This is a genomic window from Methanolobus sp. (assembly GCF_030682845.1).
GTDB lineage: Archaea > Halobacteriota > Methanosarcinia > Methanosarcinales > Methanosarcinaceae > Methanolobus.
In genome coordinates this window covers 35384-56966 of sequence record NZ_JAUXNK010000077.1, presented here as the reverse complement: position 1 = coordinate 56966, position 21583 = coordinate 35384, and the positions used below count along the sequence as shown (strand labels likewise).

At 46.3% G+C, this 21583-nt stretch carries 20 protein-coding genes; 3 read left to right on the top strand and 17 right to left on the bottom strand.

The features are described from left to right. Positions 1 to 7: 7 nt before the first annotated feature. The 6 genes from Q8J68_RS10975 to dph5 form a co-directional block, all read right to left on the bottom strand. Entirely contained in the window at positions 8 to 1702 is a 1695-nt protein-coding gene (locus Q8J68_RS10975; protein ID WP_305311559.1) for a type II/IV secretion system ATPase subunit, read from the bottom strand. Between the two features lie 134 nt (positions 1703 to 1836). Beyond that, entirely contained in the window at positions 1837 to 2733 is an 897-nt protein-coding gene (locus Q8J68_RS10970; protein WP_305311558.1) for a carbohydrate kinase family protein, read from the bottom strand. 18 nt (positions 2734 to 2751) lie between these two features. Next, on the bottom strand, positions 2752 to 3093 hold the full coding sequence (locus tag Q8J68_RS10965) for a DUF555 domain-containing protein (RefSeq protein WP_305311557.1): 342 nt from the start codon (positions 3091 to 3093) through the stop codon (positions 2752 to 2754). A 46-nt stretch (positions 3094 to 3139) separates the two neighbouring features. After that, positions 3140 to 3421: a DUF357 domain-containing protein gene (locus Q8J68_RS10960; protein WP_305311556.1), complete on the bottom strand. Its 282-nt coding sequence runs from the start codon at positions 3419 to 3421 to the stop codon at positions 3140 to 3142. A gap of 21 nt (positions 3422 to 3442) precedes the next feature. Continuing rightward, positions 3443 to 5149 (bottom strand): helicase HerA domain-containing protein, encoded by a 1707-nt coding sequence (locus Q8J68_RS10955; protein ID WP_305311555.1) that lies wholly within the window; start codon positions 5147 to 5149, stop codon positions 3443 to 3445. A 114-nt stretch (positions 5150 to 5263) separates the two neighbouring features. Further along, positions 5264 to 6067, bottom strand: coding sequence for a diphthine synthase (gene dph5, locus Q8J68_RS10950; protein ID WP_305311554.1), 804 nt, complete (start codon positions 6065 to 6067; stop codon positions 5264 to 5266). A 155-nt stretch (positions 6068 to 6222) separates the two neighbouring features. On the opposite strand from dph5, the gene thsA reads away from it, so the two are divergent. Together thsA and Q8J68_RS10940 are read left to right on the top strand one after the other, a co-directional pair. Beyond that, positions 6223 to 7857, top strand: a complete 1635-nt coding sequence (thsA, locus tag Q8J68_RS10945) for a thermosome subunit alpha (protein WP_305311553.1) — start codon at positions 6223 to 6225, stop codon at positions 7855 to 7857. Between the two features lie 446 nt (positions 7858 to 8303). Then, the gene (locus Q8J68_RS10940) at positions 8304 to 12095 is read left to right on the top strand and encodes a PKD domain-containing protein (protein WP_305311552.1); all 3792 of its coding nucleotides are present in this window, start codon (positions 8304 to 8306) and stop codon (positions 12093 to 12095) included. Positions 12096 to 12106: 11 nt separating this feature from the next. Here Q8J68_RS10940 and Q8J68_RS10935 read toward each other — a convergent pair whose 3' ends face one another. Together Q8J68_RS10935 and Q8J68_RS10930 are read right to left on the bottom strand one after the other, a co-directional pair. Further along, entirely contained in the window at positions 12107 to 12736 is a 630-nt protein-coding gene (locus Q8J68_RS10935; RefSeq protein WP_305311551.1) for a DUF2119 domain-containing protein, read from the bottom strand. Between the two features lie 8 nt (positions 12737 to 12744). Further along, a complete protein-coding gene (locus tag Q8J68_RS10930) occupies positions 12745 to 13407 on the bottom strand; it encodes an SAM-dependent methyltransferase (RefSeq protein WP_305311550.1) in 663 nt (220 codons plus the stop codon). Between the two features lie 104 nt (positions 13408 to 13511). Between Q8J68_RS10930 and Q8J68_RS10925 the strand changes: the two genes are divergently transcribed. Further along, entirely contained in the window at positions 13512 to 14162 is a 651-nt protein-coding gene (locus Q8J68_RS10925) for an HAD family hydrolase (protein ID WP_370867633.1), read from the top strand. Positions 14163 to 14173: 11 nt separating this feature from the next. Here the strand turns inward: Q8J68_RS10925 and Q8J68_RS10920 are convergent, their stop codons facing one another. The 9 genes from Q8J68_RS10920 to Q8J68_RS10880 form a co-directional block, all read right to left on the bottom strand. Then, positions 14174 to 15262, bottom strand: coding sequence for an NADH:flavin oxidoreductase (locus Q8J68_RS10920; protein ID WP_305311548.1), 1089 nt, complete (start codon positions 15260 to 15262; stop codon positions 14174 to 14176). Positions 15263 to 15338: 76 nt separating this feature from the next. Beyond that, positions 15339 to 16040, bottom strand: coding sequence for a cytochrome c biogenesis protein (locus Q8J68_RS10915; RefSeq protein WP_305311547.1), 702 nt, complete (start codon positions 16038 to 16040; stop codon positions 15339 to 15341). A 63-nt stretch (positions 16041 to 16103) separates the two neighbouring features. Beyond that, a complete protein-coding gene (locus Q8J68_RS10910) occupies positions 16104 to 16778 on the bottom strand; it encodes a heme exporter protein CcmB (protein ID WP_305311546.1) in 675 nt (224 codons plus the stop codon). 15 nt (positions 16779 to 16793) lie between these two features. Further along, on the bottom strand, positions 16794 to 17543 hold the full coding sequence (locus tag Q8J68_RS10905) for an ABC transporter ATP-binding protein (protein ID WP_305311545.1): 750 nt from the start codon (positions 17541 to 17543) through the stop codon (positions 16794 to 16796). 539 nt (positions 17544 to 18082) lie between these two features. Continuing rightward, on the bottom strand, positions 18083 to 18220 hold the full coding sequence (locus Q8J68_RS10900; RefSeq protein ID WP_305311565.1) for a transcriptional regulator FilR1 domain-containing protein: 138 nt from the start codon (positions 18218 to 18220) through the stop codon (positions 18083 to 18085). A gap of 77 nt (positions 18221 to 18297) precedes the next feature. Continuing rightward, positions 18298 to 18858, bottom strand: a complete 561-nt coding sequence (locus Q8J68_RS10895; protein WP_305311544.1) for a winged helix-turn-helix domain-containing protein — start codon at positions 18856 to 18858, stop codon at positions 18298 to 18300. A 612-nt stretch (positions 18859 to 19470) separates the two neighbouring features. Beyond that, positions 19471 to 19770: a winged helix-turn-helix domain-containing protein gene (locus Q8J68_RS10890; protein WP_305311543.1), complete on the bottom strand. Its 300-nt coding sequence runs from the start codon at positions 19768 to 19770 to the stop codon at positions 19471 to 19473. 210 nt (positions 19771 to 19980) lie between these two features. Then, entirely contained in the window at positions 19981 to 20328 is a 348-nt protein-coding gene (locus Q8J68_RS10885) for a hypothetical protein (protein ID WP_305311542.1), read from the bottom strand. Positions 20329 to 20421: 93 nt separating this feature from the next. Further along, positions 20422 to 21528, bottom strand: coding sequence for a metal-dependent hydrolase (locus Q8J68_RS10880; RefSeq protein ID WP_305311541.1), 1107 nt, complete (start codon positions 21526 to 21528; stop codon positions 20422 to 20424). Positions 21529 to 21583: the final 55 nt, after the last annotated feature.

Here is a 21583-nt window from a genome sequence, read left to right as displayed (position 1 = left end):
TACACCTTCACCCACTGTTTGCGAGTATATCCTCAAGGGTGCCGTTCTCGATAGACCGGATCACCATTTCAGGGTCTGCGGAGTAGGCCTGCACAACAAGAGAAGTGTTGACGTAGTCCCGTATGCCTTTATCGCGCATATATTCAAGGATACGCTGCCTCACCTTTATCTCAGAGGCAAGTTTCTCTTTATCCCATCCACGGGACTGCATTACTTTAGCAAGAGCGTATGAATCACCGTTGCACTTGAAGGTGTCTGTAAGAGGGTCCCAGCGGTAAAGCTCATTGATACGGATATAGCCGGTCTTGGTATCAATGCCTGTGAGCTCCACAAGGCTATGTGTCCTGCGTACGCGCTTGTCCTTAACAAAAGTCTGGACCTGTATGCTCAATATGTCCAGTGACTGCAGCATCACATGAGGCACATTAAGAGGAGGGCTATCCAGCCTGTTCACAACAGTCTGCACGTCTCCTGCATGCATTGTAGAATAGGTAGCATGACCTGTGGATATTGCCTGGAAGAGAGTGAGGGCTTCCTCTCCGCGTATCTCTCCTACAAGGATGTACTCCGGACGCTGGCGCAGCGCAGAGCGTAAAAGATCATACATCGTGACTTCTCCTGCACTGCCTGCGCCAAGTGCCTTCCTGGTAACTCCCGCTATCCAGTTATCATGGTGCAGGGTCAGCTCACGTGTATCCTCAATGGAAACTATCTTTGAAAGGGGCGGGATAAAAAGAGATACTGCATTGAGTATAGAGGTCTTGCCTGATGCGGTACCTCCTGCAAAGATGGCACAATTGCCATTCTCGATGGCCAGCCAGAAATATGCCATCATATCAATGCTGCATGTGTTGTAATTTATGAGGTCTATGGCTGTGATAGGGTCGCCCCTGAACTTCCGTATAGTAAAGGAGCTTCCCCTGGTAGTTATCTCTTTTCCCAGAGTTGCCTGCAGCCTGGAGCCGTCAGGAAGTGTCGCGTCCACCATGGGTTCACTTATGGAGATATGCTTCCCGCTCTTTTGGCAAAGTTTTATCACCAGTGAATTAAGCTCCTCCTCGGCGAAAGAGATGTTTGTTTTAATGTTGCGATACTTGTTATGGTACATGAAAACAGGAATATTCACCCCATCACAGGATATGTCCTCTATATAGGGATCAAGCATGAGTGTGTTGATCCTGTCATTCCCAAGGAAATTACGTCTGAGGTAATAGAGTATCCTGTGCATGGATGCAGTTCCAAGGTCTGCATGGTACCTGCTAAAAAGAGAAAGTGCATGCTCTGTGAGGATGATATCCTTATCTTTTCTCGGCCCAATGCCTCCCAGACTCAGGATGTCACGGAGGTCATCATAGACCCTTTCAAGCACGTCCCTTTCGTAAAGAGTAAGCTCCGGCTCAGCGACATGATAATTGAAGATATTACCTTTTTCAAGGATGCAGATAAAAGAGAAAGGCTCATTAACCCAATACCTTTCTATTTCTGTGTACCCCACAGGTATCTCCATTTCTACAAGAGGCCCGTGTATCTGCGGGTCATAGGCTGGGAGCTCTCGTCTTGTTTTTATTACACCTGACAGCCGTTCTTTAATATTGGCATAAAGAGATGTACCTTTTAACGGAGCTGATGCTTCCGTAAGATCTTTGTCCTGCACAAGCGGAACTATTGTGCTAGATTCAGTGTATTCCAGATCCGGACTCATTCATTATTATGATGTCATTTATATATAAAAAGTCTTTGTTTTAAGAAATGTAATTGTAAGAGTAATTAAAGACAAAGTAAGGATAGAAAACCAACTTCCAGTAAGGACAGGATAAAAAAAGTAATCAAAGGATATCATAAATCATCGAGTTTTCCGAAATGCTTCTCGTACCTTTCCTGCATCCCTTTCCAGGAAGGCAGGTCAGTCTGGCAGCCAATGCTCTGCACCGCAAATGAAGCAACTGTGGCACCTATCCTGCCGCAGGTCTCAAGAGGGTAGTTGCGGGTATATGCCAGTAAGAAGCCAGCCCGGTAGGCATCGCCTGCACCCGTGGGGTCAACAGCCTTCACGGGGACTATGGGAATGTTCATAGATTTCCCTGCATTATGTATGATACTTCCTTTGGCGTCGTATGTAACGACTACAGTATCGATCATGGACAGGATCTCCTCAAAGGTTTTACCTGTCATCTCGCATACGCGCTGGATCTCATGCCTGTTGGTGAAAAGTATATTCGTGTTCTCAAGGATGCTCTTTAGGTTTTCCCGGGAATAGGTTATAAGGTCCTGTCCGGGATCGAAGGAAACGAACCTGGCTTTTTTTGCAATCCTTGCATTGAATGTTGAGTCTGAGGTTGCCAGGTGTACGAAATCGATTACTGGTGGCTCCAGTTCTTTAAGGTGGACAGATGCACCCCAGTCGAAATAGGTGCTCTGGCGGTGTTCCCTGTCAGTGAACACAAAGGCCCTTGTGCACTTTTCATTTGCGTACCTGTATAGGAGCGAGAGGTCAACCCTGTGGTCCTGCAGTTCTGCTTCATAGCCACTTGAACCAAAATCACCGCCGACCGCTGAGATGAGCTGGCAGCTTCCGCCAAGTCTTGCAATCCCGATGGCAATATTAGCGGCGCCCCCGCCAAAATATTCATGATATTCTATAATGGGCTGGGACTCGTCGTGCACAGCTATGTTCTCAACATCGAACAGAAGGTCTATGGCCGCATGGCCGACAATGGTAATGACCTTTTCCATGTTCTTGCCTGCCAAAGCTCATTCGAACTCTTCGACGTCCACTACATCCAGAGGTACATCCCTGAGTGCTCTCCCGATAACTGATTTTGCAATCCTGGCAGCATGCTCGTCACTTTCCGCATCAAACACTTTCATCTCGAGGACAAGACCTACAATGGCGGTGTTGGCTGCAACGAAAACGCTGCTGAAAGGTTCATTACAGGACGGGCAGAACGTGGTCCCGATATCGACTTCCACATAATCGAGCTTAGGGTTAAGGCGTTTACCGGCCTCTGAAATAGCAACACCAATAGCATCATCACCGGACTTAACATCTCTGACCAACCAGGCAGCTTCAAGCGTAACATGATAATTCGTCATCTTTTCTCTCCGATTCACATCTCTTTCTTCTTCAGTTATTAATTACTCAAATGGTAAATAGAACATCGTCATCAACATCGAACAAACCAAGTCTTGCACCTGCATCCAGCCAGGCATGCCCGTAACTGAAACACACAAGGGCGTTCACTGGATCATCATTTTCCATAAAGTGCAGTCCGTCATTGTAGTATGAAGTGGCCATCGTGCGATAGTCCATGGCTACAGTATACATGTGGGACCTGTCTATTGGGGCGACCCTGGCTTTCTCAAGCGCAGCCCCCAATAGGACCTCATATCTCTTAACCTTTTCATTCAGTTCCGCAGCCATGCCATATCACTCATTATTAAATTATTTGCTGCCTCCGAATATACGTGTGAACAGTTTGCCACCCTCATTTCGAGGAGGGCGGGAAGGCTGCCTCTTAGGAGGAGGTGGAGTAGTTTGCTCTTGCTGTTCCTGCACCGCAGGGCTCTCTACACGTGGCGGAGGTGACACCGGTGTCGCCGGTGTTGGCGGCACGTAGGTTTGCTGCGCCTTGACAACAGGGACCCTGGTAGCAACCTCCGGCTCAGGGATTGGGCCTTTTGTCTTTGCCGCCTTGAGAACATTTACGGATTCTCCCCCATGCTTTGACTTTCTGGTGCGTATATCTACAAGTATGGGCCTTTCGATGTCATTGCTTACAAGCATGGCAACACCGGCCGGAAGCCTCATGAGCTCGTCCTCCACATAGGAGCTGACGCCTTCAAGACCTTTGCTGATAGCTTTAAGGTCGTTGGGGTTTGTGACCTTCATGATAATCTGGGTACCACATTGGGAAAGGACGTTCTTATCAACCCTTGCAGGACGCTGGGATATCACCATCATGCCAAGACCGAATTTCCTGCCCTCAGATGCAATGGTCCTGAGAATATCAGTGCTTACAGTCTTACTGAAGCCTTTTTCCGGTGCGTAGTTATGAGCTTCCTCGACGACAAGCATCCCGGGAGGTATGCGGTCCAGTTTCCTTGCCTCAAACATTGCCGAGCATATCTGCGAGACTATCATGCTCTGCATGTCAGGCGCCACACCCTTGAAGTCAATAATGCAAGCTCGGCCCTTGCGTACAAGTGCCTCTATCGGAGTCGGATTTGGCGAGAGGATGCCGGCCTCATTGATGCCCTCAAGCATGCTGATGACGTTCCACTTGGCCTTGCTCTTGTCGTTACTGACTGCAAAGATGATGTCTTCCAGCGTGTATGTTTCCATTTCCGCCCTGAGCTTCTGTATCGCCTCGTAGAGTATTCCGGTGTGAGTGGTATTGAAATTGTCCGGGAAAATGGAAGTCAGGTCTTTTACTGTGAGATTCATGCCGTTAAGCCTGAACAGCTCATCTGCAGCAGGATTTACTGCCTTGCTGGCAGGGGTATACACAGTGACCCTGTCGGCATAGGACTTCGGTGATATGCCATACTTTTTGAAGGCGTCCGCGTCTTCGGGTGCCTCAACCTTAAGAGATGCATATTCGCTGTGAGGATCCAATATAAGAAGTGGAATATCGCGGTCAAGAAGCTCCTCCAGCAGCACTGCGGCAGTATAAGATTTTCCGCTTCCGGTCTTGGCAAGGATGCTGCAATGCTTTTGAACAAGGCTGTTGACACTTAGCTGGACCTTGATGCCGGTACCCTCCAGCAGGCCGATATTCATGTCCTCACCGGAAAGCCCCAGTACGGAACGTATGAGGCCTTCGTCAGCCACGTAGATAAGGTCCCCGGGACTGAAAGGAATAACAGGGGACCTGAGCATCCCATCGCCATCGCGGGTGCCGATCACTATGGCCTCTGCCACTATCCTGTCATCACTTTTGTCCTTTCGCTGTCCGCTCTTTGCTTCTTCCAGTGTGAAGGAATCGCTTGAGCGTGTGATAGATAATACCTGCGCGAGCACCCAGCCGTCGGTCTCATGCCAGGCTTTTATATATGCGCCTCTATGGACTGCTGTACTGTCTGAGACAAGCAACTTGAATTCCAGAGTTCCTGTCTCTCCAAAGATAACGCCTACTGAACCTCGAACCATTTTTCATCCCTCTATTCTTGGTCTGTATTATATGTTTCCCACGTATTATTATATTTTCCCCGGCAGGCAAGTTCCTTTTTACTATGTTCCAATACTAGTTCCTTCAAACCTTATTCAATCCTTAATGTCTTCGATGCTGGATGAAGGAGCCCCTGCAAGCTTTACAAGGGCTTCGGCTTCGACAAAGTGTAATGATGCAGGGATGACCAGTATGTGCAGCGGGGCACCGAAATCACTTTCCAGGAGCAGGTGTGCGTAGCCTGCCTTTACTATAGGTTCCGGTGAGCCGGCCCTGGAAATGCCGACAGCAAGCGCGTTGTCCATGATACCTTCCCCTCTCTTTTTCTCCACTTCCATTAGGAGGGCAAGCGCCTGATTCACTGTCATGTAGCCTTTTTCCCGGTCGATATCCAGGAACATGAGCGTGTGCATATTGTGCTGTCTGTTGAGCTTGATTGTGTCATAGGGCGTCTCGGAAATGACGGTGATACCTCTGCTGCTGGTATAAGGATGAGGTATAGTAGAAGCCTTCCCGAAGCGATAGTTCTGAAGGCCTGAAAGCCCGCAGATAGCTGATGAGATGGATGCCCCGTGAATAAGCTTGGTCGTGATGCCCGCATCCTGTGCCCGCAGGCGCAAATCCACATGAGTCGTAGAAACCATGGTGTCCCCGCCTGTCAGGAAAACGACGTCCTTGTCTGCTGCCTGGTCCAGCCAGCCGGGATTCTGCTCCACATCTTCCCTTAAGAGGACATGAACCTTCTTTCCGTATAGTTCTTCCAGTTTTTCAATGGTCGTGCCCATGAGCACCGAAGTGTAGAACTCTGCAAAGACCATGTCTGCCCGTTGTATGGCCTCAAGCCCTTTTAGAGAGATATCTTTTTCATCGAAAAGACCCAGTCCTATGAAAGTAAGCATGCTCTGGATAATGAGCATTTATATGTTAAATGTTTTGAATTCCCCATGCCTGCAGAGGTAATCGCAACATTTTTATAGAACCACATACAGTTAGTTTCACTCATACATAACGTAATTATGATCATTTCAATTTCGTTGATTGGAGGTTTGGAATCATGGCAGGACAATATGGCGGTCACCCCGTTATCATTATAGATCCAAGTAAAGAGCACACCACTGGAAAAGATGCATTATCAGTCAACATTGCTTCTGCAAAGGCAGTTGCCAATATAGTCAAGTCTACCCTTGGCCCCAAAGGCATGGATAAGATGCTCGTTAACGTGATAGGTGATATCACCCTCACAAACGACGGAGCAACGATCCTTAAGGAAATGGACATCGAGCATCCTACCGCAAAGATGATCGTAGAGATTGCCAGCACCCAGGAAAAGTCCGCAGGTGATGGTACGACCAGCGCAGTAGTTATGGCAGGTGCGATGCTTGAGAAAGCTCAGGAATTGGTCCTGCTGGGAATACACCCAACAGTCATCGTCAAAGGTTTCAGCATGGCAACCGAAAAGGCCCTGCAGGTCCTTAATGAGTATGCCATCAAAGTCGACAGGAATGACCGGGAAGCGCTCAAGAAGATAGCTATGACATCTATCACCGGCAAGGCAGCTGAAATGGCTTATGACCACCTCGCCTGGATATGCGTTGATGCGGTATTGGCAATACAGCAGGATGGCAAGGTCAACATCGACGATGGCATCATTATTGCAAAGGAAGCAGGCGGCACCATTTTTGACACCGAGCTCATAAACGGCATTTCTATCAGGCAGGCAGCCCTCCATCCGGACATGCCTCTCCACATAGAGAATGCAAAGATAGCGCTTATCGACACTGAGCTTACTTTCGGCAAGACCGCCACCAAATCCAAGCTCCATGTAGACAGGGCAGAACAGCTCCAGGAGTTCAAGGAGCAGGAGAGGGCTACTTTCAGGAAGACCATCCAGAAGATCATCGACACGGGAGCTAACGCTGTGTTCTGTTCTAAGGCAATGGATGACTATGCAATTCACTTCTTCAAGCAGGCGGGCGTATATGCCACCAGGCGTGTCAGGGAAGAGGACATGCTGAAGCTTACACGTTCCACAGGTGCTTCCCTTGTAAGGAACGTACACGAAATGACAGCCGATGATCTGGGATACGCAGGACTTGTGGAGCAGGAAAAACTCAGTGAGGAGAAGACCTTTATCAAGGGATTCAAGGATTTCAAGACCATGACCATTCTGATCAAAGGTGGTTCCGAACATGTCACTGACAATATCGAGCGTGATTTCGATGATGCACTGCGCGTTGTGAAGTGTGTTTTCGAGGATGGTACAATAGTACCTGGCGGAGGAGCATCCGAGATCGAGGTCGCACAGAAGCTGCGTGCATACGCTGCCAGTGTGCAGGGACGTGAACAGATGGCCATTGAAGCATTCGCATCAGCCATCGAGGAAATCCCAAAAACTATCGCAGAGAACTGTGGTTTTGACTCTATTGACATGCTACTCAACCTACGTGCCAGCCACAGCACCATGAAATATGCAGGTATTGACATACAGACAGGCGGTGTCTCAAATATGTATGATAAGGGTATCATAGACCCCCTCAGGGTAAAGACCCAGGCCATCAAGTCAGCCGCAGAAGTTGCCAGTATGGTCCTGCGTATTGACGACATGCTCCGCGCCAGAGAAAAGGACATGATGGATGTAGCTCCCGAGCACAACATCCACAATTACGATATGAGCGGAATGGGAATGTAAGAGGGTAAGCCCTCTTATCAGTCCCTGTTTTCTTTCTTTTTTCAAGTAAATCTTCTTTTTATATTATTCTTCAAAGTATTCATTGTTTTTCCCTAAGGTTTGTTTTGATATTTGCACAGTGCCTGCCTCTGTACTTGTCCTTCGTGAAATCAGCAATCTTGACCACTTCTACAGGCCATTACTGTGCTATGAAATGGCAGACTTGCACTTTTTGAGATAATGTTATCGCGATTTCCGGCGCAACATTCATATATTTATATTTTTATAAAACTATTAGTTTTAATTACAGTCTGAGAGGAAAGATCATTTTGAATGAGAGAATAAGTATTCAGTCATTGCACGATAAGCTTGCAATCTCTTTTGTTTTCAGTGCCATTTTACGCACAGAAGTACCGCAGTTAACCGTATCAGCGGGTTTTGAGGGCAATTCACGGAGGGGTTTTTAAGTGAAGCATTTAGTTATTGCATTTATTCTTCTTGCTATGTTTGTGTCCCCTTCATGTGCTACTTACTATGTCGAAGGTACGCATTTATCGGAGCTGGATGGAGAGTTGAATGATGACAACTACACAGGACCTTTGAACATAGGTTTTACATTTCCTTTCTATGACACAAGCCAGACACAATTCTATGCAACAACCAATGGTGTTGTCAGTTTTGGAGACGGTCAGTCTACATTTATCAACACAGATCTTTCATCATCAAACTATGATTTCCCTGCAGTATTTCCTTTCTGGGACGATTTAAATCCATATGAAAATGGTTCTATCTTGTATGCTACAATCGCTGAAGGAGAATCTGGCAATCCTTATGGTACTGATGTATTGGTGGTGCAATGGACAAATTATCGTTTCCATAATACTGTATTGGGAGTAGATAGTTTCCAGGTTCATTTAGTGTCTGATGGTAATATCACGTTTAATTATAATTCTCTAATAGAACCCACACGTTCTTATGGGCAGTCTGCTACTATCGGTATACAGGAAAATGGTACTGGTAGTTATGTGCAGCATTCTTATGGTACAGAAGGCGCTGAGGTGGATGCAGGTATCAGGAGTGGCTACGCAATAAACTTTGGATATAATGGTGGAACCAGTTACACAAAGTCAGAAGCAGGTACTGAAGACTTCTGGGACATTTTGCTTTACAAGGCGGGCAGTGTCGCACCACCAACTAAACCTTCTAATCCCAATCCTTCTGTCGGTGCGACAACGTCCACAAGCCCTACATTGAGCTGGAGTTCTGGGAACGCGACCAATTACACGATCAGGGTTTCAGTAAATGCCGGTCTTAGTGATGCATCGTCAAACCTTACTACAGAGTCATCACTATCTCTTTCTGATTTGTCTGCAAACACAACTTACTACTGGCATGTCGTAGCCAGAAATGATGGTGGGGAATCTCACTCAGACTTGTGGAACTTCATTACAAGTTCCGGCCCAGTTGCCCCGGGTGCCAATTTCACTGCTGATGCCACTTCCGGGACAGCACCGCTCTCCGTCTCCTTCACCGACCTCTCTACAAACACTCCTACTACATGGGAATGGGATTTCGGTGATGGTGCAACCTCAACGTCTCAGAACTCGACCCACACCTATACAAATGCAGGTAACTATACCGTCAGCCTCACTGCAACAAATGCTGCTGGCAACAACACAAGCACAAAGGTGGATTACATAACTGTGACCGAAGTTCCGGTAGCGACCACTGTGAATGCTTCCTATACGTCGGTCACTTATAATGAAAACGATGATATGTTCGTAGATTCGGGCATTGTTGTTAACGGCAGTTCAACTTTTACCTCAGCTAGAGTCTACATCGGCGACGGTTACCTAGAAGGTGAGGACTTCCTCCGTTTCACAAACACAAGCAGCATCAACGGAAGCTTTAACCCGCTAACCGGCATCCTTTCCCTTTCAGGAAGCGGGAATACGGCTGATTATCAGGAAGCTTTCAGGAATATCAGGTACGAGAACATCAACGATAACCCCAATACTTCTGACAGGAACATCACCTTTGTGATGGGGGACAATGCAGTTTACCTTGAGTCCACAGGGCATTACTATGAAAGTGTTTACTCAGAAATTGCAATTTCCTGGACCGATGCAAAGGCTGCAGCCGAAGCAAGGAGTCTTTCAGGTATGCAGGGTTATCTAGCCACCATACTTACAGAGGAGGAAAGTGTGTTCCTTGAATCAAAAGCCCCTGACAATGCATGGATAGGAGCAAGTGATGCTGCTGTCGAAGGAGAATGGAAGTGGGTAACAGGTCCTGAAAATGGAACTTTGTTCTGGCTAGGAGATTCTTCAGGCAGTTCTCAAAATAATCATTATTCCAATTGGGCTGGTGGAGAACCTAATAATGCCGGAGATGAAGATTACGCACACATTTATGGAGGCACAACCAAATTATGGAATGATTTCCCCAACTCCGCAAATGTCCGATATTATCTTGTAGAATACGGCGGAATGCCGGATGAACCCATACCGCAGCTCACGGCTACGATCACAGTGAACATCCACTCCATAAACGATGCACCCAGCATGCCTGGCAATTTCACAAGTCCCCTTGCTGGCGACTCGGTTGAAAGGGGCAGCACGGTAAATGTAAGCTGGGGAGTTTCCACTGATCCTGAGGATGATGCCATAACGTATGATCTCTGGTACTTCAACGGAACGTGGTCGCAGATTGCAGGCATGCTGGAAGGCACCAGTTTTGAGTTCACAGTACCTATAGATGATATCAGCGAAGCCAGGTTCAAAGTGTATGCTAACGACTCAATGGACAACTCACCGGAGAATAACGTTACCTTCAACCTGATGTCCATTATACCGGGCAGCGACTTCACGGCTGATGTCACATCCGGTTTAGTTCCCCTGGCAGTGAACTTCACATATAATCCGTCGCACTATCCAACCGGACTGGTCTGGGACTTTGGTGACGGCATCAATTCAACTGAGCAAAATCCGACGCATACATACTCTACTCCGGGAACTTATACTGTCAGCCTGAATGCGTCAAATCTGGGTGGATACAACATCACCACAAAAACAGCTTACGTTACAGCAGCCTATGTCCCGGTTGCCAATTTCAGTGCTAATGTCACATCCGGTGCAGTTCCACTTTCAGTGAACTTTGCAGATACTTCATTTAACGACCCCACCGGCTGGGAATGGGACTTTGGCGATGGCGGCACTTCAGATGAGCAGCATCCGACACACAACTATACAAGTGCAGGTAACTACACAGTCAGCCTCAATGTGACAAACATAGGTGGAAGCAATACCATCATGCGGACCGATTACATCACCGTTGCTATTGCTCCGGTAACAAACTTCACTGCTGATGCCACTTCCGGGACAGCACCGCTCTCCGTCTCCTTCACCGACCTCTCTACAAACACCCCTACTACATGGGAATGGGATTTCGGTGATGGTGCAACCTCAACGTCTCAGAGCCCGACCCACACTTACACAAGTGCAGGTACATACACTGTCAGTCTGAATGCATCAAATGTCGGTGGATATAACGTAAGCACAGAGGTGGGTTACATCACTGTTGCCTCAGGTAGTTCCGACTCAAGCCGTCGTGCCTCAGTAAGTCCCGGCCAGCCGCCTGAAAGTGTCACATCTACCTACACCTCCGTAAAACATGTCATGGGAGGCACCAGCGTTGAGTACGATCTCTCCGGCACAGGCAGTCCGGTGCTTGGGATCAGCTTTGATGCAAAGGACAATGAAGGTCTTGTGGTCGCAAAAGTTCAGGTGCTCTCGGAAAGGCCGGAAGGCATCTCAAACCCTCCGGGAAACTCCTACCAGCTCATGAGTATCGATGTGGGTAGCCAGGGTACGATCTCAAACCACAATGCTGACAACATCAGGATCAACTTCAAGGTAAGCCGGGAATGGATACGAGAGAACAACATCGACCCTGCAACCATCCGCATGACACGTTATAATGACGGGAAATGGGAAGAACTGCCCACACAAAGCGAGAACGAGGATGATGAATATCTCTACTTCGTTGCACAAACACAGGGATTCTCTATCTTCAGCGTCGTGGGTGACAAGTTCGTTTTAGCAACCCAGGGAGCAAACGATGTGCCTCCGGTGTTCACAGAAGAGGGTGCTGAAGTTCCCGCGACAGCAGAGGACAAAAAAACACCAGGCTTCACCGGATTGATGGGACTGATCTTTGTGGCGGTTGCCTGTGTGGCAAGCAGAAGGTTCAGACTTTAAGAAAAGGGCGGTCAACTGTCCTTTTCAACTTCTTTTTTCATGAACATTTCCAGATCTTCCTGCAGCCCGTAGAAGTTCCTGTAATCCCTGATGACATTCTTCGCCTGTTCAGGATACCGGCTGAACATGAACCTGACGAATTCCACCTTGGATCTGCATTCTTTAACAACATCTATAAGTTCGGTTGCATGTTGCTTTGACAGGGGATTGTCCTTCTGTATCTCGAAGGTCAGGCACAGGGCCTGCGGTGGAAAGTATTTCCTGCGGATGAAGGGACCGACAGAGCCCAGCAGCACATCATGGTCCAGCCTGCTGAACGCGGGCACCCCTGCGCTTTTAAGCCTGTCCGGGTCGGTGAGAGCTGCAAGGTTCTTTGCAGAATAGGAATGCAACTCGATGTAAATACAGGGATTCAATTCTTCGACGGCTTCTATGATGGGCTGGCCGATGGATGTAAAATATGTGTCATCCAGGGTTGACACATAATTGCCTGCGTTTACCAGCGGAATGACAGCTAACGTGCCTTCTTTCGGTGCCCGGATATTTTCAAGTATGTCAGATGTGTCCTTCCATTCGCTTCCATGAAGGCCGGCTACAAAGAGCCTGACAGGGAGACCTTGCCCGAGTATCCTGTATGACATTTGAATGATCAGCTGCTCTCTTTCTCACCGATGACGTAAATCTCCATCTGTTCCGGGTCTATCACATTAAGTATCCTGAATCCGCCGTCCTCTACCATTTCAATGAATGAATGGCTGTCCTCTATATTTGCTATCTTGATGACCAGCAGGAGATTGCCACCGGTTTTTAGCAGGGGTGAGACTCTCTCAAGGGCCTGTATAGAATCAAGGGGCTCAAGGGTCATGTCAATAAGCAGCACGTCCACCGGCTCAGGTGACAGTTCCTTAAGGGGAGCCTGGAACACATCTGCAAACACTATCGAAACATTGTCTTTCTCGTATTCGATCTTCTTAAGCTCGGTCCTGAAATCCCTGCTGAACTCAACGCCCCGCACCTTAGCGGCTATCTCTGAGGCATAGAGTACGAACCCTCCGGCACTCGAACCCAGGTCAAGCACGCTATCATTCTCAGTTATCATGCCGGTGGCTTCCTGTATCTTTTTAAGTTTGAAGTACCCCTTTGGCATATCCAGGCCTTCCTCCACCCGGACCTCTTCCCCGGCTATAATATCCTTTGAAGGTTTTCTCACAATAATCCCACCTACACTGACATTTCCTTCAAGTATCGCGGTCTTTGCCCGCGCCCGGGACTTGAAGTGGCCGGTTTCCACAAGATATGCATCCAGTCTCATAAGAAAAGTAATATGGAGCTTAACTATTTGAGACTTTAGTATTTATACGATAGCATCATGATGTGCCTTAAATACGGATAAAGGTAAAAAGAATGTTAAAAGCAGTGATATTTGACATGGACGGCGTACTGACTGACTCGATGCCTTATCATGCACAGGCCATGGAAAAGGTGTTCAACGGATTAGGTATTACCATCGACACGCAGGATATCTATGAGAGAGAAGGGGAAAAGACCATTGATGTCGTTAACTTCCTGCTTGAAAAGGGGACTGATGACGCTTCAGTGTATGACCGAAAGGATATTGTTGATAAGTACATCGCAAAGTTTGGACATATTGCGCAGATCAAGGTATTCGAGGGGATGAAGGAGTGCCTGCAGATCCTCAAAACAAATTTCCTTCTTGCGGTAGTTTCCGGCTCCGATAAACCCATAGTCTATGATATTATGCAAAATGAGTTTCCAGGAATCTTTGATGTGATCGTCACAGGGGATGACGTGGAGCGTGGCAAACCATCGCCCGACCCATACCTGAAAGCTGTGGCCATGCTGAAATTAAGGAAAGATGAATGCATCGTCGTGGAGAACGCCCCCATGGGCGTGGATTCAGCTCTCAGTGCCGGAATCTGTTGTATTGCAGTGCCAACTTACCTTGCACCTGAAAAACTAAGCAGGGCTAACCTTCTTATTCCTGATCACAGGGAACTAGTAAACTACCTCCTTGATCTTGAAACCACCAGCAACGTCTGCCTTTAGTGCTTAAAGTCTCAGTCTTTGAAGTAGTTGCATTTTATGCCGCTGTGGTCCGAGCAAAGATTGCAGGAAACGCATTTCACGGCATCGGCCTGTCCAGTCCTGAGCCTAACGATCAGATCCGGCTCAGAGATGAACGGCCTGCTAAGGGATATCATGTCAGCATATCCCTCTTTAAGCAGCATTTCCATAACTCCCCTTGACCTGATGCCGCCCACGAGTATCACAGGGACATCGACAGCCTCTTTGATCATCCTGGAATATTCCCTGTAGTAAGCTTCCTCTTCCGGCGAGCTTATTTTTGTCCTGAACATCACATCCCCTGCATCAGCGATCCCTCCGCTGACTTCGATGGCGCAAACCCCGTTATCTGCCAGCATCTTTGCTATCTCTATGGATTCCGGAGCATCAAAGGAATTCTTTTTGGAACCTTCAGGAAAACCGTCCGTAACATTCAGCTTGACCATTATTGGATAGTCGCCGACCATCTCTCTGGATCTTTTAATGATATCAAGAATTACCTGCGTGCGTTTCATTGTGCTTCCTCCCCATCTGTCCTTCCTGCGGTTGGTGTAGGGCGAGATGAAGTTGCTTAGCAGGAAGCCGTGGGCGCAATGCAACTGCACTGCATCAAAACCTGCTTCTTTGCATCTCCTGACAGCCTGTGCAAAGTCCTCTATGGTTTCCAGGATCTCCTGTTCACCCATTTCCTCAGGAGTAATACCCGTTCCGGTCAGAGTGACAGCGGAAGGTGCAAATGCATAAGGGTTCTCGGAGCTTATCATCGTCTGCCTGCCGCCGTGAACTACCTGGAGGACAATCCTGCTGCCGTGCGCGTGTACCCTGGATACGATTTCCCTGTAAGCTTCGATGAACCTGTCATCATATATTCCCTGCTGGAAGCGGTCGCTCTTTCCTTTCGGGTTGACATATGCATAGCCAGTGACAATGATTCCCACTTCGTTCCTGGAGAGTTCCTCATACATGTCGCCAATTCTGGAAGTCGGGGTTCCGTCGGCTTGCGCCATCCATTCGTGGGTCGCAGAGCGCACAAAACGATTGCGGACATCAAATCCGCACATGGCCATCGGTTCGAACAACATAACATGATATTGAAGCCTGTCACTTATATGCTTTTCTTCAGACCTCTCCTGCTATATTCAGGGATATTAGCAGGATCTATTCATCGTGTGCAAGCAGTTCTTCTCTGAGCTCCTCATTACGTATCCTGTAGACTAGCATTGTGACAAAAAGAAGGAAGAATGCTGCCATATTAATAAGAAGTGTCATCTGAAGTGTGGTCCCTTCTAGCCCCCCACCTGAGCCACCGTAGGCTGAAGAACCAAACATGAGCGGATGTGCAGAGCGCCAGAGCCTGATAGACAGGAAGCTCAGGGGCACAGAAACAAAACCGACGATGCCAAAAACAGCGGCAAGCCTGGCTCTCTTTTCGGGATCTTCAATGGCCTGGCGCAACATCAGGTATGCAAGATAGACAAGCATAAGTACCAATGACGTGGTAAGCCTGGGTTCCCATATCCAGTACCAACCCCAGGTAGCTTTTGCCCATATGGACCCCGTGACCAGCACAAGGAAGGAGAACACTACGCCAACCTCGGCTGCCGAGAGTGCAATAGTATCCCATTTACTGCTATTGAGCCTGAGATGCTGTACGCTTGCGATAAGGACCAGAAGAAATGCGAAATAAGCCGTAAATGCAATAGGAAGATGGAAATAGAATATCTTGAAACTGCTATCCAGTACCTGGCCTGTGCCGCTTCTCATCTCCGGCAGGTAGAAGAAGACCATCCAGATTGCAAGCGACATAAGAATGACAGTGGCGATAGTAAGTGCTTTTTCTGTGTTCCATTTTAAGGACATGCTGTCTCCTGTGACATAACCGATGCTTTACTTTTTATTTAAAGGCTTTTACTTTCAGGGCTCTTATTCCTGGATGGTGAATTCGAATACCAGATGCCCCACAGCAAAGAAGACGAGGTCGTAGACAAGCAGGATCCTCAGTTCTGTATATATGGTGCTGATGTCACCACCTGCCAGTAGCTTGCCTGTTGCCATCACAGCAGGGATAAGGATTGGAATGATAAGTGGCAATAGTAATATAGGGAGCATTATTTCTCTTGCACGGGTGTTGACAGTAAGGGCTGAAAGCAGCGTCCCGACAACGACAAAACCCAAGGTGCCAAGAAATATAACAAGCGCCAGACCTGCAAGGCCACTGATCTCATAATTGAACAGCACTACAAAGACCGGAATGGTCAGAGCTTCAACAAGGAACATTATCACTGCACTGGATATCGTTTTACCTGTATAGATAGCTCCGCGGTCGACCGGGCAGAGTTTCAATCCTTCCAGGCATCCGTTGTCCATCTCAGAACCAAAAGCACGCGAGAGACCCAATGTCCCGGCAAAGATAAAAGCTATCCAGAGTATTCCCGGAGCTAGCTTTTCAATGATATCGGGCTGGCTCAGCAACTCCCCCAAAGCTATGCTGAATATAACTATCACAAGCAGGGAGAATATGAACATGGAATTGAGCATTTGCTTGGTCCTGAACTCCGACCTGAGGTCCTTTGCTGCGATGTGGATGCTTTTGATCATTTGCTCCTGTCCCCTTCATTGTAAGCTGGAAATTCCCTCAGCGTCCGTATCCCCGCATACAAGTGACCGATAGATGCTATTGAAGTTCTCTGCACATGCGAAATCCACTCGCATGGAATCGTGAACGATCTTCCCGCAATCCATAATGATAGCACGGTCACATAGCTGCAAAGCCCTTTCGATGTTATGGGACACCATAACCTTTGTAACCATGTTTGTATCCAGTGATCTCAAGGCATTTTCGAATGTTTCCGCAGCCTGCTGATCAAGTCCGGTGTACGGTTCATCCATAAGCAATATGGAAGGCTGATGTACAAGTGCCCTTGCAATGGATAAGCGCTGTTTCATTCCCCTTGAGAAGGAGCCCACCCTGTCATCTCCACGTTTCAGGAGACTTACCTGAACCAGCAGTTCCTCGATGCGTTCATCGAGAGGGGCTTTTCCCAGACCATACATTTTTCCAAAGAATCGAAGGTTTTCCCTTGCTGTCAGTTCGTCATACAGATAGGTCTCATGTGACACCACCCCTATCATCTGTCTTGCAGCCGCAGGATCCTTTTTGGTATCAATGCCGTTCATTCTCACAGTGCCTTTTGTCGGTGTGATAACGGTTGAAAGCACCTTCAGGAAAGTAGTCTTGCCAGCTCCGTTAGGGCCAAAAATACTCACAAACTGACCCTTTTCCACCTGCAGGTCGATATTCTTTAGTGCCACACGGTTCCCGAAACTCTTCCGTACCCCGCTGGCTGATATGACAGGATCCATCGGGAGTATATTGACTATTAGTATAAATTAACGTTTTGTTGCAGCAAGGCTTAGAATATGAGAACTCCCCCAGCAGGGTCACACCCATTAGAAAAAATTTCCTCTGAGAGAGGTCTACTGAAGAAAGTAACCAAGCACCATCAGAAATTATCATCTGAACTCTACTAAAACATATTGAAATTATAACAGCATCTAACTATTTGATAATAAAAGAATATCATCTCGTACCTTTAATTTAAGCCTTAATTGAAATAAAGGCCCGCCTTACAAATAACATCTCACCAGATATTAAATACAGTTTAGGTTAAATAAAAAAGGTGACTTACTATGTGTTGTGGGTCGTGGGGAAATGAACCGCAACATGGGAGTGGATTAGTTGAGAGATGTTGGGGACATCTCGGATTCGCAAGGAGAGAGGCGCCAAATAAGCGTGGTGGTTTCTAGGCGCCTCATACTACCTTCTCAACTAGTCGAAAATGGTTTTTCTAGTATAAATCATTCTTGTAATCGAAAATGTTTTCCCGCAGGGAATATTTTGATTAAAGTTCCTTTATTGGTGTTGAATTAATCAAGTAATAATTAAATAGCTCTTTCCCCCAATGAAGCGCACTGTCACTAGAACAAATAACCTTCTTAGTATCATAATTGCCTTCTTCTGTCAACAATTCAAACAGCATGCTGTAGTCATTGATTGAAAGGGACAAGAAGCCAAGGCTATCCGGGTACATGTGCAAACTAATGCTTGAACTTTCTATCAATGCCTGGGTGTTATTGAAGTGTTCACGGATGAGTTTTCCATAGAGTTCTTTTGAATAATTATCGATATAGAAACGTTATTCACTATTAAATCGGCAAGTATTTTCTCAAAATGAGGAAATGCGTATGAAGTAACGGTGAACACGGATTTTGACTTCTTAGCTTTTTCAGTGAACTGTTTATCCTCTTCAAATATTTCATGAAAGGGAACCTCAATTAAGTTACATGCTTTCAATTCACCGATTCTTTGTAAGAGATGTAACGGTATGAAATCAAGTTTATGAGTTCCCCAATATTCAACATCGGCATCGATCACATCCAGAAGAGGGATCATCTCATCAGTTATGAGTTTCCCGACAGTTGTTAATTCATAGGTATCTTTATCATGTTTCACGAGATAGTGTTCTTCCAGTATCCTTATCTGGGGAAGTAAAGCCGTTCTTGTTGTTCCAAGTGATTTTAGGAGAGTCCCCATCTGCTTAGGGCCATCCTGCATCAAAAGAAGTACATTTTTTCTCTTATCAGATGCAAATATAACATCAAGCAGTGGCTTCTTCAATAAAGTACGCCCTCCTCAACTATAATATCCCTTACTTTTAAGTATGAAGGTTGTTATATTTAAAGTGAACTAAGAAATGTTAACATAGTTAGGCTGGTAGATATGCGCATTCTCTAGAGTTTTATGTTTCCACTGCCTCTTAAAAGTCATACACTCCGAATTTTCTCCATATCTCTAAGGAGTTCAGAGATTTAGCCTGGACTGCGAGGGTTTATAAAAAATATTTATAGCGCTAACTCTTATATAAGGTACCGGCGTTAACATGGTATTATATGATTACAGAGGTGTGTGACTTATTTTCCCCCAATACCCCACTCCCAATACACACACCTCAATTAATAAAAACATCCGTTTTTAAAAAAATCCAGTCGCCTGACTTGATACGTTATCATTGAGGTTCAAAGCCCTACAGGATACCGATCTTTAAGATCACACATATCCATAAGGAACAAATACGCTGCAACCTTGAGGTCCATGGTTCAGGCATTTCCTGCAACAGCGCACTCTTGTGCTTATGTTCACAAGTCTATTTGGGATTTAAAATATCATTGATGCATCGGTATTGTCGGCGTCGGTATGCAGAAATAAATAGAAGTAAGAGTTACTTAACGCTCACTTAATGTTTGAAAGGATCTCAAGTCCTTTTTCAGTTAGAAGATATTTACCTTCCAGTATGCTCAGGAGGTCACCATTGATGAGATATTCCGTATGGTACTTGAACACTTTCTCATCTATGTCAACAGCCTCCATAATCTCTTCTTTTGTTGCGCCGAACACCCCTATCTGCCTGACAAGCTGCCGGCGAATTGGATGAGAAGCAGCCTTATGCATGTATTCATGCTCCATTTTAACGCGTTCGCGCTCGGATGTCTCTCCCGTAAGAAAATCATCAAGGTCATCATTTTCCAGCATTTTCCACTCCTTTGCTATTGCTGCATTTTGATATATACTATATGCAAATCTTTCTTAAAAAGATTATCCAACAGGCATCGTAGAAATGATGCTGGAAAACAGGAGTTGGAGAAATAATATAAATGTTGGCATTGTGAAAGCAAACTTATTATCGTTTGATAGGATTGTTGTACATTTATCTGAGGGGAGTATTGTCTGCCAACATTTATATTAATGGGATAAAGCCATCATCTGGTCTGCTGTTTGAACCCGGTTTGCGGATATCAAAGGCTCAATATTTGTCTGTTTTGACGCAAGTCCTTCATCCGCGGGCAAATAGACCAGTTTCCCTTCTGAGTATCTCATAGGGGATCCGATGGCAACATAATAGTCATTTTTAAGGCTTTGAATAGCAGCGACAACTGTTTCGTAATCGCGACTGGATCTTCCGGCCTTTGCTGATGTAATGCCTACAAGTGTATTGTTCACATGCAGTGTGAGATGTAACTCCCATGTGTCTTTGTTAAGGAATTCATGGACCATTATATCCATCAGCAGACTGTCATCAGTGTACTTCAAAACGATCTCCTTCTGTGTGACTATAATACCTAGTTACAGTGAACACATATATAAGCAATCTGTGCGGATTCTCCAAAATGTGTACATATTATTTCATTTCATGTGCGCAAAAAAAGGACTCATGGTCATTGCATAAACCTTCTTTTCAAACCAGTTACCATTGACCTCCGTCCTCTGATCAGTGAATCTTCTGGAATATGCCGTGAATTCGTCAGTGTCCCTGGAGAACTCAAACACGTATTCTGTCCTGAAATAGGTCCAGTACAATGCAAAAGGATTCCTTGCATCCACCAACATCACAGTCACAAGCTCTTCATTTGATGAAATGATGTATACAGGGTAATCTATCTCCTGAAAGGGGCTGGAACTGTAGACATCAGTGGAATACCGCATGTATGTTTCAATGTCATCACCTTTGGAATTCTCCAGCGCGATTACTGCAGGCACGTAAATGCTCCTTTCTATCCCTGACCAATAACTTGTTTCAAGCAGTTTGTAATGAGTCTCGTTATATTGGTATGCTGATAAGAAAACCCCGAAAGACTTAGGATATGTATTCTGGTAACTTATGTCGTAACCTTCCTTTTCGGATATTTGGTCCACAAGGATAGCTTTTGATATGGGTGTTAAAACACACCAGAAAACCAGCAGAAGAACCAGTCCTTTCTCTATTTTCCTCCTGTTTTCCAGAATATATCTCCACCGTTTTTCCATCCATTGTTTGTGGAAATTCCTCTCTTTTAATATCTCGACAACCAGGAAGTACAGAGGTACAAATGATATCAGCGTTATGACAGGGTCAAGCGAGTCCATAGACCCCATGATGGATGGTTCCTGCACGAACGGATACAATGGCCTCATTTTCCAGTTGGTGGCATAGTCAAGGTAGACATGGCTGAAGATCGAAGCAAATCCTGCCAGTGCGAAAATCCTGTCCTTTGAGTAGAACCACAGGGCAAATGTAATGAAAAAGATGAACAGCAGCGAATGCATGAATTCCCTGTGCCCCATAAAATAGTATAACTGGTTATACAGCTCATGGCTGATGATACCTCCTATAACGGTCAAAAGAGCATCCAGGAAGAAATCCAGATCCGGCAATACTGCCATAAAGGCTACAATTGCCCGTTTCCTGCCTGTCAGTCCTGCAAAAGAAGCTATAAGCAGTCCTATCCCTAAATGGGAAAGAGTATTCACCATCCACTCACCTATTAAATAAGAGCACTTTATCAATTAATGCTTTTCTACGGAAACT